Here is a 12,570-nt window from a genome sequence, read left to right as displayed (position 1 = left end):
GTTCCGCCCGCAACGGATCGCGGACGGCCGGCGCACAGCCAGAACGGAGGCATTCCATGCTCGATTTCACTGACCGCGCAGCCCTCCCGGATGCACCGCGCGAATTTGGTTTCTGGTCGGACGGATGCTGGCGCAAAGGCGGCGCCATGTTCGAGCGCCGGTCGCCGGGCCACGGCGTGCCGGTGACGCTTACGCCCAGATGCACGGTGGACGACCTCAATGCCGCCGTCGCCGCGGCGCGCCGCGCATTCGAGGATCGCCGGTGGGCCGGACTGCCGGGGGCCGACCGGGCCGGCGTGCTGCTAAGGACGGCCGACATTCTGCGCCGCCGCCGTGATGAAATCGCCTATTGGGAAGTCCTCGAGAACGGCAAGCCGATCTCCCAGGCGCGCGGCGAGATCGATCACTGCATCGCCTGTTTCGAGGTCGGCGCGGGCGCCGCGAGGCTGTTGCACGGCGACAGCTTCAACAGTCTCGGCGACGGCCTTTTCGGCATGGTGCTGCGCGAGCCAGTCGGCGTGGTCGGGCTCATCACACCATGGAACTTCCCGTTCCTGATCCTTTGCGAACGCGTTCCGTTCATCCTCGCCAGCGGCTGCACCGTGGTGGTCAAGCCTTCCGAGGTCACGTCCGCGACGACGCTTTTGCTTGGCGAAATCCTTTCCGAAGCCGGCGCGCCGGACGGCGTCTATAACGTCGTCACCGGATCGGGCCGGACGATTGGTCAGGCTTTGAGCGAGCATCCCGATGTCGACATGCTGTCTTTTACCGGATCGACATCCGTCGGACGCTCATGCGTCCATGCGGCTGCCGACTCGAACTTCAAGAAGCTCGGCCTGGAGCTGGGTGGCAAGAATCCGATCATCGTCTTTGCGGACAGCGACCTCGAGGATGCGGCGGACGGCGCGGCTTTCGGCATAAGCTTCAACACGGGCCAGTGCTGCGTGTCGTCGAGCCGCGTCATCGTGGAGCGCCCGGTCGCCCGCGAGTTTGAGGAAATCCTTGCCGCCAAGATGGCCAAGATAGTCGTTGGCGATCCGCTGCAGACGAAGACGCAGGTCGGAGCCATCACCACCGATGCGCAGAATTCAACCATCCTGAGCTATATCGACAAGGGCAAGGCCGAAGGGGCGACGCTTGTCGCCGGCGGGCAGGCCCTGGATCTTGGCGGCGGCCAGTATATCGCGCCAACGTTGTTTTCAGGGGTCACACCCGGGATGTCGATTGCTCGCGACGAAATCTTCGGGCCCGTCCTGTCGTCCTTCCATTTCGACACGGTCGAGGAGGCCGTCAGTCTCGCGAACGATACGGTGTATGGCCTGGCTGCCAGCGTCTGGACAAAGAACATAGACAAGGCGCTGGTGGTGACGCGGCGCGTGCGCGCCGGCCGGTTCTGGGTGAACACGATGATGGCCGGAGGGCCGGAGATGCCGCTCGGCGGGTTCAAGCAGTCCGGATGGGGAAGAGAGGCCGGAATGTACGGCGTGGAGGAATACACACAGGTGAAGTCCGTCCACATCGAGGTCGGCAAGCGTGCGCACTGGATCAAGTGATGATGGCGGATTTCGACTATGTGGTCGTCGGCGCCGGCTCGTCGGGTTGCGTGCTTGCCGCGCGCCTGTCCGAGAATCCGGCTGTAAGGGTCTGTATCATCGAGGCCGGCGGCAAGGACAGCCATCCCTACATCCATATGCCGGTCGGCTTCGCCAAGATGACCACGGGGCCGCTCACCTGGGGGCTGGTGACGGCGCCGCAGAAGCACGCCGACAACCGCGAAATTCTTTATGCCCAGGCGAAGGTTCTCGGCGGCGGTTCGTCCATCAATGCCGAAGTCTATACCCGCGGGCACGAGACCGATTACGACCGCTGGGCGAACGAGGAAGGCGCGGACGGCTGGGCGTTCAAGGACGTCCGGAAATATTTCCTCCGTTCCGAGGGCAACAGCATACTCTCCGGCAAGCTGCACGGCACCAACGGACCGCTCGGCGTATCGAACATACCAGATCCGAACGTCGTCTCGCGCGCATTCGTCCAGAGCTGCCAGGAATACGGGCTGCCCTATAATCCGGACTTCAACGGCGTGAAGCAGGAAGGCGCCGGCATCTACCAGATCACAACGCGCAACAACCGCCGCTGCTCTGCTGCCGTGGGCTACCTCAAGCCTGCCCTGGCACGCCCGAACCTGACGCTGATCACAGGGGCGCTGGTCCATCGCATCGTCTTCAAGGGCCGCCGGGCCGTTGGCGTCGAATGCTCGGTCGGCGGCTCACTGAAGGTCATAAACGCCGACAGCGAAGTGCTGGTCACCTCCGGGGCGATAGGCACGCCGAAGCTGATGATGCTGTCAGGCGTCGGCCCTGCCGATCACCTTCGTCACCATGGCATCGAAGCGATCCAGGATCTTCCGGGTGTCGGACAGAACCTTCAGGATCATTTTGGCATCGACATCGTGGCCCAGCTGAAAGGCCACGATTCACTCGACAAATACAACAAGACGCACTGGATGCTGTGGGCCGGTATCCAGTACACGCTGTTCAGGACCGGGCCGATAACGTCGAACGTGGTCGAGGGCGGCGCCTTCTGGCATTCCTCGGGGAACCATGCGGGTTCGGTTCCCGATCTGCAGTTCCACTTCCTGGCGGGAGCCGGCGCGGAAGCGGGCGTGCCGTCGGTTCCGAAAGGATCGTCCGGCATCACATTGAACAGCTATACGCTGCGCCCGAAATCGCGCGGGAGCGTGACGCTCCGCTCGCCGGATCCACGCGACAATCCAATCGTCGACCCCAATTTCCTCGCGGAGCCCGACGATCTGAGAGTGTCGGTCGAAGGCATCAAGATCAGCCGGGAGATCTTCAATCAGCCTTCGCTGCGCAAATTCATCAAGGAGCTCCGTTTCCCTGACACAAGCGTGCGCTCGCAGTCAGACCATGAAGCCTATGCGCGACGCTACGGTCGGACCTCGTATCACCCGACTTGCACGTGTAAGATGGGGAAGGATGCGATGTCCGTGGTCGACCCTCTCCTGCGAGTGCACGGGTTGGATGGCATCCGCATCTGCGATAGCTCGTCAATGCCGTCCTTGGTCGGCTCAAACACCAATGCAGCGACAATCATGATCGGCGAGCATGCGTCGGACCTGATCCGAGGCAACCGCTAGCATTTGCCAGTCACCTCGGATCTGCTCACTTTCCCTGTTCGCGTGCTCAGGTATCGAAATCCGGTGCATAAGGGATCAGCCGCTTCCCAACAACGCGGAAACCGACGGCATTCATGGCGTCGATGCGGCCCATGTCGATACTCGACAAGGTGAAGTCCATAACGTCGAAATTCGAGCGGATGTTGCCTGGCTTGGTGGACATCGTGTTGATCGGCAAACCCTTCTGCAGCACCCAGCGCAACACGACCTGGGCGGCCGACTTGCCGTATGTGGCGCCGATATCGGCGAAAAGCGGATGCTTGAAAACCTCGCCGCGCGCGACCGAGCAGTAGGACGATAGAGGGATGCCCGTCTCACTCGCGGCCGCCAGCAGCTTGCGCTGGTCAAGAAGCGGATGGAATTCCACCTGATTTGTTACGAGCGGCACGCCGGTGATCTGCCTCGCCTGCCGCATCATCGCCGCTGTGTAGTTCGAAATTCCGATGGTGCTGGCGAAACCCCGTTCCTGCGCCTCCTGAAGCAGTTCAAGCGAGAGCTTGATGTCGCCTCCTGGCGTCGGCCAGTGAAGAAGCAGAATGTCGACACGATCCAGCTTCAGATCCCGCAAGGACTGTTCGACGGATGACATGAACCGCTCTTGCGAGAAGTTCTCCACGGTGACTTTTGTCGTGATGCAGAGCTCGTCCCGAGCTATGCCGCTCTCGGCCAAGGCCAGGCCTGTATCGGCTTCATTGCCGTAAGCCTGGGCCGTGTCGAAGGCGCGGTATCCCGTGTCGATTGCCGCCGCGATCGCGTTGCGCAGCGCATCGCCCTTGAGGGGAAAGGTCCCGAACACTCTCTGGTTCGCCTTCTGGAACATGATATTCATCGAAATCCTCCCACTCATTGTGGTCAGCCCGGAGCTTGCCTTGAAAGCCGCAGGCGGTTATACCAACGATATAACTGTTTAGTTACTTATTCAAGCTTTGTGGAGAGGAAACGTGAGCAAGGTCAGGTCCGCAGCGGAGGCCGTCACCCAGATTCGCGACGGAGCGGTGGTAGCCGTCAATTCGTCGTCCGGTCTGCTGTGTCCTGACGCCGTGCTTGAAGCGCTCGGCAAACGTTTCACAGTCGAAGGGGCACCCCGTAGCATCACCACCATCCATCCGATCGCCGCGGGCGACATGTTCGGCACCAAGGGCGTCGACCACATCGCCTTGCCGGGATTGATCAGCCGCATCATCGGCGGCTCATATCCATCGGGGCCTACCAATGCCGAGCCGCCGCTGATCTGGCAGCGCATTCTCGCTGGCGACGTGGCGGCCTGGAATTTCCCCTCAGGCGTCGTGTTCGACATGCTGCGCGAGGGCGCGGCGCACCGACCGGGTGTGTTGACCAAGGTAGGCATGGACACCTTTGTCGATCCGGCACTCGAAGGCGGGGCCATGAACGACGCGGCACGGAAGTTACCGATCGTGCAGCGCGTGGAGTTCAACGGCGAGACATGGCTCCACTTCCCACCCCTCAAGCCGGACGTGGCGATCATCCGGGCGACGACGGCGGACGAGAAGGGAAATCTTACCTTCGAGCAGGAAGGGGCAACCCTCGGTGCGATGGAGATGGCGCTTGCGGCGCGCAATTGCGGCGGCATCGTCATCGCCCAGGTCAAGCGCGTCGCGGCTCAAGGCACGCTGCGGCCGCATGAGGTGCGGGTCCCCGGAATCCTGGTGGACTTCATTGTCGAAGCTCCGGATCAACTGCAGACCACGGGAACCGCATACGATCCAGCCATATCGGGCGAACTGTTCCGGCCCCTGCGCACATTCCGTACGCCTGAATACAATGTCTCCAAGGTCATCGCACGCCGAGTCGCGCAGGAGCTTCGAGCGGGCTGGGCCGTCAATATCGGCTTCGGCATCTCCGCCAACGTGCCTCGCATCCTGATCGAGGAGGGCCTGCACGGCGCCGTCACATGGGTGATAGAACAAGGCCCGGTGGGCGGCGTGCCGCTGCTCGATTTCAAATTCGGCTGCGCCTCCAACGCAGAGGCCTTCGTCGCTTCCCCGCACCTTTTCACATACTTCCAGGCTGGCAGCTTTGACTGTTCCCTGCTGTCGTTCCTCGAGATCGGATCCGACGGGTCCGTGAATGTCTCGCGGCTTTCGTCGACGCCGCACCGCACCGCCGGCGCCGGAGGCTTCGTGGACATCACCTCGCGGGCGCGTAAGATCGTGTTCTCGGGCAATTTCAATGCAGGCGCGAAGATGCGGCTGGAAAACGGAAATCTGGTCATCGACAAGGAAGGCAAGGTCGCCAAGATCGTGCCGAAGGTGGATCAGGTCAGCTTCTCGGGGGCGCGCGCCCGCAGCCAGGGCCAGGACGTCACCTATGTGACGGAAAGATGCGTCATCCGGCTGGCGGCCGACGGCTTGGTCGTCACCGAAATAGCACCGGGGCTCGACCTCGAACGTGACGTCCTGCAGCAGGCAGCCACACCGCTCTCGGTCTCCCCCCAACTGAAGGTGATGGACGAGGCACTGTTTCTTGACCAGCCGATAGGGCTGCGGTTGTGAGCGACCCTCGTCTCGACCTGAGCATTGACGGAACCGTCGCACGGTTGACCATCCGCAGGCCTGAAAGGCTGAACGCGCTTGACGCGGCGATGGTCGATGCGCTCGTCCCGCTGTGCAGGTTGGTGGAGCGTTCCGCAGCCAAGGTTCTGATCCTGATCGGCGAAGGCGACAAGTCATTCTGCGCGGGCGGCGATGTCGCCGCCTGGAGCGCCCTCGGTCCAGCGGAGTTCGCACGCCACTGGATCCGCGACGGCCACGCCGGCTTCGATGCTCTCGCCAGGCTTTCGCAGCCGGTCATTGCCGTCCTGAACGGACACTGCCTCGGCGGAGGCCTGGAACTGGCGGCCTGCGCCGACTATCGGATTGCGGAAGGCCACGCCCGTATCGGCCTGCCCGAGACCAGCCTCGGAATCATACCCGGCTGGTCAGGGACTCAGCGCGCGGCCCGCCGTTTCGGCCCGCAGCTTATCCGGCGCATGTCGATCTTCGGTGAAGTCTATTCCGCCGACGAGGCGTTGAGACTGTCGCTTGTCGACAAGGTCGTCGACAAGGGGCGCGGCCTGGCAGCGGCCAAGGACCTTGCCGCGGTCGTTGCAGGCAGGTCCGCTACCGCGATCGAACTGACCAAGATGCTCATCAATGCCGTTGAAGGCGAGGAGCGCGAGCGCGTGCTGGACGCCCTTGCCGGGCGTATCGCCGCCGGCAGCGAGGATCTTCGGCAGGGCCTGGCGGCCTTCCGACAGAAGAGCCAGCGGCCGAAAGACTAAAGCGCGTCGCGCTGAAGCGGATTCAGGCGACGCATGTCGTTATCGCAAAACCGCTGCACACTTTTGCGCGACATGCATTAATATCGGGATCGATCTGAGCGCGGCAGAAGGCCGTTTCGCAGGCGGCGGCTGACCACGCAACAGTCCCCGAGCGGGGTTGCGAGCGCTGTCAAACCTTCGTCTTCAACAGACGGAGCGGAAGCGCTCCACGCATGCGTCCAGGACGTCCCCGGGATCACGCTTCCACCAGTCTTGCGCCGAGAACACCTCCACCTCGCACGGCCCGTCATAGCCAGCCGCTTCCACCGCCGCGCGGATCGCCTTCAGGTCGGCCACGCCGTCTCCCATCATGCCGCGGTCGAGCAGCACGTCGCGGGTCTGCGCCAGCCAATCGCAAAGGTGATAGCCGAAAATGCGCCTCGGCCCGACCCGCAGCAATTCTTCGGCCAGCGTACGATCCCACCAGACGTGGTAAACGTCGACCGCAACGCCCACATTGGGTGCATCGACGGCGACGCAAAGGTCGACCGCGTCGCGCATCGTCACCAGGCAGGATCGGTCGCCGCCATAAACCGGATGCAGCGGCTCGATAGCGAGGCGAATATTTCTGACAGCCGCGTAAGGCGCCGCTTCGGCAACACGATCCGCAACCAGCTTGAGGCTTTCGCCGATGCCTTTTGTTCCCGGCTCTACCCCGCCGGCGACGATGGTCAGAACAGGCGCGCCGAGGCCAGCAGCCATATCGATCGCAGCCCGGAAGTCATCCATTACCGCCTCGCGGTCGGGCAGCGCCAGGGGGCCGGTGAGATATGGCGCGCGGCACAGCCCGACCACCCTCAGACCGGCGGCGCGAACCTGTTCACCTATCTGAATGGCGCGATCGCCGAGTTCGCGGCGCCAGAAGACGATGCCGCCGAAACCGCGTTCGGCGCATGCATCGAGCACACGCTCGATCGACCAGCCCGCACCGTACCCGTCGAGACTGTGGCCAAGCGTTGCCGTATTCAGCGCCAATGCGGAATGATCCTTCGCAAAATCGCGCATGGCGCCGATCAGAGACCGTAAAGGGCAAGCAGCTTGCGCATGCGCCCAGCTGCGAGCTCGGGATCTCCAAGAAGACCGCATCCATCGGCCAGCTTGAACACCTCCACGAAATAGGGCAGCGGCCGCATCGACTGAGCGCCTCCGAGCATGATGAAATGGTCCTGGAAGCCGTTCAGCCAGGCAAGGAAAACGACCCCGGTCTTGTAGTATTGCGTGGGCGCGCGGAAAATCAGCCGCGCGAGCGGTACGGTCGGATCCAGCGTGGCGTGGAACCCTTGGGTATCGCCCAGACCGAGCCGGTCGATGGCGTAGGCGGCGGCCGGCGCCAAAGGATCGAAGATACCAAGAAGGGCATGCGAGAAGCCCTTCTCGTCGCCCGCGATCAGCTCCGGATAATTGAAGTCGTCACCGGTGTACATCTTAACGCCGGCAGGCAGACGGCGGCGCATCGCGATTTCCTTCTCCTTGTCGAGAAGCGAGATCTTGATGCCGTCGATCCTGGCGATGTTGTCCCCGATGATCGCCAACACCGTCTCGAGCGCATTCTCGAAGCGGTCAGCCCCCCAATAGCCCTTGAGGGCCGGATCGAACATCTCTCCCAGCCAGTGCAGGATCACCGGGCGGTCACAGCGCGCAAGCACGTCGCGATACACCGATATGTAGTCGTCCGGCGAACACGCCACGGCCGCCAGCGCCCGGCTGGCCATGACTATCAACCTGCCGCCGACCTTCTGTATGACCTCGATCTGTTCGAAATAGGCTCGGCGGACATCGTCGAGCGAGCGTGCATCGGCCGGTCCGAGCTGATCGGTGCCGACGCCGTTGAAGACGAGCGCGTCCGGCAACTCCTCCTTGGTCCTGCGGATGAGCTGCAAAGCCGAGGGCCAGTCGAGACCCATCCCGCGTTGCGCGGTGTCCATTGCTTCGGCGATGCCGAGGCCGAGTCCGTCGAGGTGGCGCCTGAATGCCATCGTGGCCTTCCAGTCGATGGCGGCGGGGCCGCCGGGATCGCTCACGCTGAAAGGATCCGCCACAACATGGGCCGCCGACAGCACGGTGCGTGGCGCATCGGGGGGCAACCGCGTGGCCGGAATCGCTTTGCCCTGCAGCCGATAATCGGAAAGTCTGCCTGTGGTGTCCGGCAGCTGGATGATCATGGCGTTCTCCCTGGCGCTGCGCAGTCAGAACCGCGGCACCAACATACCCGCATCGACGGCAATGACATGGCCGGTCGTATATGGCAGCTCGCCTGTGGCGAGCGTCGCCATGACGCGGCCGACATCTTCCGGCTTGCCGAGGCGGCGGATCAATGTCAGCCCCTCCTCGTCGATGCGGCGTCGGTAGGTTTCGCTGACCGCCGTGGTCATCGCCGTCTCGATCAGACCAGGCCTGATGTCGTAGACGGCGATGTTCTCGCGGCCAAGGCGGACCGCGAAGACTTGGCTCACCATGGCAGATCCCGCCTTCGATACACAATATTCGGCCCGGGTCTCCGCCACCGCCGTGGCATTGGAAGAGGAGACGTTGATCAGGCTGTAGAAGCGGCCGTCATCGCGCCTGCGGGCGACAAGCCGCCTGGCCCAGCATTGCGACAGGAAGAACTGCGCCTTCGTGTTGATTGCCTGACAGCGGTCATAACTCTCTTCCGTCACATCGAGCGGATCGCCACGCGAAATGACCGACACGCCGGCATTGTTGATCAGCGTCGACAGCGGCCCGATGGCGGCCTCGACGGCGTCAAGCATGCTTTCGTGCGCACTCAGATCGGCGACATCGCCCGCGATGCGCGCGACCGGAACGCCGAGCGCGGCGACCGCGGCTTCGGCGGATTTCAATTCCTCGTCGTCGGCCGGGCCATTGAGCGCCACGCCGAATCCGCGCCGTGCGAGCTGCAATGCCGCTGCAAGCCCGATGCCGCGGCTCGATCCCGTGACGAAAGCCGCATGGCGCGATCCGGCACTCACGCCCGGGCTCCATGCTTGAGGAGCTCGCGGGCGATGATCATGCGCTGGATCTGGTTGGTGCCTTCATAGATCTGCGTGATCTTGGCGTCCCGATAGAGGCGCTCGACCTCGAAACCGCGTATGTAGCCGGAACCGCCGAAGACCTGCACGGCATCGGCGGTGCGCGCCACGGCTATGTCTCCCGCGAAACATTTGGCGATCGAGCAGGCCTTGGTTGCATTTTCCCCCGCATCGATCTTCTCGGCGGCGCTGCGCACAAGCAGACGAGCCGCCTCGATGTCCTTTGCCATGTCGGCAAGCAGCCATTGCACGCCCTGGAAGTCGGCAATCGGCTTGCCGAACTGACGCCGCTGCTGGGCATAGTCGACGGCGGCCTCGAGCCCGGCCTGCGCAATGCCGACGGCGAGCGAGGCTATGCCCACACGCCCCTTGTCGAGCACGCTCATCATCATGTGGAAGCCGCGGCCTTCTTCTCCCAGCAGCGCTTCAGGACCCAGAACGACGTCGTTGAAATTGAGCGCGCCGACCTGGCTGGCCCGCTGACCCATCTTATGTTCCTTCGGCCCGCGCTCTATTCCCTTGGCATGCAGATCGACGATGAAGATCGACATGCCGCGATGGCCCGCATGCTTGTCGGTGCGCGCCAGCACGAAACCGACGTCGGCGACCGGTGCGTTGTGGATCCAGATCTTGCCGCCGTTCAGTCGCCACCCGTCCCCGTCGCGCCTTGCGGTGGTGCGTATCCCGGAAACATCGGTGCCGGCTTCAGGCTCGGTGATGCAGTAGGCAGCCTTCTTCTCGGCGCGCATCGCAGGCCCCAGCCACTGCTGCCGCTGCGCCTCGGTGCCATGCTGAACAAGCAAGGTGCTGATCAGTTCGACGAGGCCGCATTGATCGGCGACGGACGCATAGCCGCGCGACAGTTCCTCCATCACCAGCGCATAGGTAAGCGTGTCGAAGCCCGGGCCGCCCATGGCCTCCGGGACGCCTATCCCGAAGAGACCGAGCTCACCCATCTGCTCATATATCTCGCCGGGAAAGCGCTCATCCCGATCGAGCGCCTCGGCAACCGGACGAATGACATCCTCGGCAAATTGGCGCGCCATCTCGCGCACCTGCTGCTGCGTTTCGCTCAGCGGCACGGTCGACCTCCGTATGTAACTATCTAGTTACTACTATGCCGGAATCGCCGCCGACGTCAAGCGCCGGACTTTTGCATCGCGAGGCGTTGCCGCTATCAAGTGCTTGCGGCGCCGCGTGAACTTAAATATAAATAACCAGATGGTTACTAATGGAGGATGTCATGAAGCCGTCTGGCAAGCGTGTATTCGGCCGGTCCGGGCTCGAGGTTACGGCCTTCGCGTTCGGAACCGCTCCGATCGGAAATTTCCTTCAGCCCATAGAGGAGCAGACCGCGGATGCCATGATCCAGACCGCATGGGATGCGGGCGTGCGCTTCTACGACACCGCGCCGATGTACGGCCACGGCCTCTCGGAACTGCGAACCGGGCATTCGCTTCGGTGGAAGAAGCGCGACGAGTTTGTCCTCGCCAGCAAGGTGGGCCGGATGCTGAAACCGGCAAAGCGCTCGCAGATCGACTTCGCGCCGTGGTCGAACGCCGCGCCGAACACCATGAATTTCGACTACTCCTACGACGGCACCATGCGGTCGTTCGAGGATTCGCTGCAGCGCTTGGCCCTCGAACGCATCGACATGCTTTTTATCCACGACATCGATCGGTTCACCCGCGGGGACGAGCAGCCGGAGGTCTTTCGGCAGGCGATGGATGGCTGCTGGAAGGCGCTGGAGAAGCTGCGTTCGGAAGGCCTTGTAAAGGCGATCGGCGTTGGCGTTAACGAATGGGAGGTTTGCCACGAAGCCCTGAAGCAGCGCGACTTCGACTGCTTCCTGCTGGCAGGTCGCTATACGCTTCTCGAACAGCAGGCCCTGGACGCTTTTCTTCCACTTTGCGTCGAACGTGGCGCGGCGGTGCTCGTCGGCGGGGGATTCAATTCCGGCATCCTGGCCACGGGTGCCGTTCCCGGCGCCAAGTACAACTACTCACCAGCGCCAAGCCACATCGTTGAAAAAGTCGCGAAAATCGAAGAGGTCTGCCGCGCACACGGCGTGCCGCTGCCGGCCGCCGCCTTGCAGTTCGTGGTAGCGCATCCGGCCATCCCCTCCTTCTGCGCTGGCACCCGCACCGTCCAGCAACTCGAGCAGAATCTCTCCTGGTTCAGCTACTCTATCCCGGGCGATTTCTGGAAGGACCTGAAGAAGAAGGGACTGTTGCGAGAGGATGCTCCGGTGCCGGCATGAGTGTCGAGCCCAAGGGGAAATCGCTCACAGGTTTCGGGTTGAGCTACGAAGACGTGGAGATCGGCGACCATTTCGAAACGCCTTCCCGAGAAGTAACGGCAACTGTCATCGAGGCATTCGCGGAAATGACCGGTGACCGGTTCGAAATCCATATGAGCGACGAGGCGGCGCGGCGGCATGGCTTCCCGGCCCGTGTAGCTCATGGCTTGCTCGTGCTGTCTCTTGTCGATGGACTGAAGAACAATGCCGTCGCCCGGTTCAGGGCGGTAGCGTCGCTCGGCTGGACGTGGCGGTTTTCAGGCCCGGTGTTCGCCGGCGACACCATCAAAGCGGAGGTAACGGTCGCGGACAAGCGGACCACGCGCAATCCGGCCCGCGCAGTCCTTCGCCTGCGTTTCGTCGTTCGCAATCAGTGGGGTGGGATCATACAGGAAGGCGAGAACCAGCTGATGATCTATCGGCGAGACATGGCTTGAGGGATCCCGCTTCTGCATCCTCAAGGGGTGCAGGCATGCTGTCTGCTTGTCGAGCGTGCGCTCGATCGCGTTGCCGAGATTATTGTAGCGCATCAACGCAAGGCGAGCGGTCGGAGCCGCCGCGATACAGTGACATGGTCATGCGATGTCGGCTCTCCTCGCTTCCCTGCTTCTTTCCGCCGCGCCGCGGGGAGCCAAAGGACGTAGCTGGACATCCCGCTGCAGAAGGATGGCCGCAGATACTCCTTCCGAAGGAACCTGTGTACGGCAGGCCCGACGGTAAGCATTAA

At 63.0% G+C, this 12,570-nt stretch carries 11 protein-coding genes; 6 read left to right on the top strand and 5 right to left on the bottom strand.

What is annotated here, in order from left to right:
• The first annotated feature begins 56 nt into the window (after positions 1–56).
• A complete protein-coding gene (locus FJ424_RS18530) occupies positions 57–1,553 on the top strand; it encodes an aldehyde dehydrogenase family protein (RefSeq protein WP_140653952.1) in 1,497 nt (498 codons plus the stop codon).
• Entirely contained in the window at positions 1,553–3,157 is a 1,605-nt protein-coding gene (locus FJ424_RS18525) for a GMC family oxidoreductase N-terminal domain-containing protein (protein WP_140653950.1), read from the top strand. Before FJ424_RS18530 ends, FJ424_RS18525 begins: the two co-directional genes overlap by 1 nt.
• Positions 3,158–3,203: 46 nt before the next feature.
• Here the strand turns inward: FJ424_RS18525 and FJ424_RS18520 are convergent, their stop codons facing one another.
• Positions 3,204–4,025, bottom strand: a complete 822-nt coding sequence (locus FJ424_RS18520; protein ID WP_140653948.1) for an aldo/keto reductase — start codon at positions 4,023–4,025, stop codon at positions 3,204–3,206.
• Between the two features lie 112 nt (positions 4,026–4,137).
• Between FJ424_RS18520 and FJ424_RS18515 the strand changes: the two genes are divergently transcribed.
• Both FJ424_RS18515 and FJ424_RS18510 read left to right on the top strand, forming a co-directional pair.
• A complete protein-coding gene (locus FJ424_RS18515; RefSeq protein ID WP_140653946.1) occupies positions 4,138–5,709 on the top strand; it encodes an acyl CoA:acetate/3-ketoacid CoA transferase in 1,572 nt (523 codons plus the stop codon).
• Complete coding sequence (locus tag FJ424_RS18510) at positions 5,706–6,476, top strand: enoyl-CoA hydratase/isomerase family protein (RefSeq protein ID WP_140653944.1); 771 nt, start codon at positions 5,706–5,708, stop codon at positions 6,474–6,476. The genes FJ424_RS18515 and FJ424_RS18510 overlap by 4 nt, the downstream gene beginning before the upstream one ends.
• A gap of 183 nt (positions 6,477–6,659) precedes the next feature.
• Here FJ424_RS18510 and FJ424_RS18505 read toward each other — a convergent pair whose 3' ends face one another.
• The 4 genes from FJ424_RS18505 to FJ424_RS18490 are packed head-to-tail and all read right to left on the bottom strand — an operon-like array spanning position 6,660 to position 10,626.
• Positions 6,660–7,520, bottom strand: a complete 861-nt coding sequence (locus FJ424_RS18505) for a sugar phosphate isomerase/epimerase family protein (protein WP_140653942.1) — start codon at positions 7,518–7,520, stop codon at positions 6,660–6,662.
• An 8-nt stretch (positions 7,521–7,528) separates the two neighbouring features.
• Positions 7,529–8,677 (bottom strand): dihydrodipicolinate synthase family protein, encoded by a 1,149-nt coding sequence (locus FJ424_RS18500; protein WP_140653940.1) that lies wholly within the window; start codon positions 8,675–8,677, stop codon positions 7,529–7,531.
• Positions 8,678–8,701: 24 nt separating this feature from the next.
• On the bottom strand, positions 8,702–9,484 hold the full coding sequence (locus FJ424_RS18495; RefSeq protein WP_140653938.1) for a 3-ketoacyl-ACP reductase: 783 nt from the start codon (positions 9,482–9,484) through the stop codon (positions 8,702–8,704).
• A complete protein-coding gene (locus FJ424_RS18490) occupies positions 9,481–10,626 on the bottom strand; it encodes an acyl-CoA dehydrogenase family protein (RefSeq protein ID WP_140653936.1) in 1,146 nt (381 codons plus the stop codon). Before FJ424_RS18490 ends, FJ424_RS18495 begins: the two co-directional genes overlap by 4 nt.
• A gap of 161 nt (positions 10,627–10,787) precedes the next feature.
• Here FJ424_RS18490 and FJ424_RS18485 point away from each other — a divergent pair, with 161 nt between their 5' ends.
• Together FJ424_RS18485 and FJ424_RS18480 are read left to right on the top strand one after the other, a co-directional pair.
• On the top strand, positions 10,788–11,804 hold the full coding sequence (locus tag FJ424_RS18485; protein ID WP_140653935.1) for an aldo/keto reductase: 1,017 nt from the start codon (positions 10,788–10,790) through the stop codon (positions 11,802–11,804).
• Positions 11,801–12,280, top strand: a complete 480-nt coding sequence (locus FJ424_RS18480) for a MaoC family dehydratase (protein WP_140653933.1) — start codon at positions 11,801–11,803, stop codon at positions 12,278–12,280. Before FJ424_RS18485 ends, FJ424_RS18480 begins: the two co-directional genes overlap by 4 nt.
• The last annotated feature ends 290 nt before the right edge of the window (positions 12,281–12,570 follow it).

It is taken from the genome of Mesorhizobium sp. B3-1-8 (assembly GCF_006439495.1).
In the GTDB taxonomy this organism is placed as follows: domain Bacteria; phylum Pseudomonadota; class Alphaproteobacteria; order Rhizobiales; family Rhizobiaceae; genus Mesorhizobium.
Note: the sequence above shows the minus strand (reverse complement) of the source record. Positions and strands in the feature narration are given on the sequence as shown.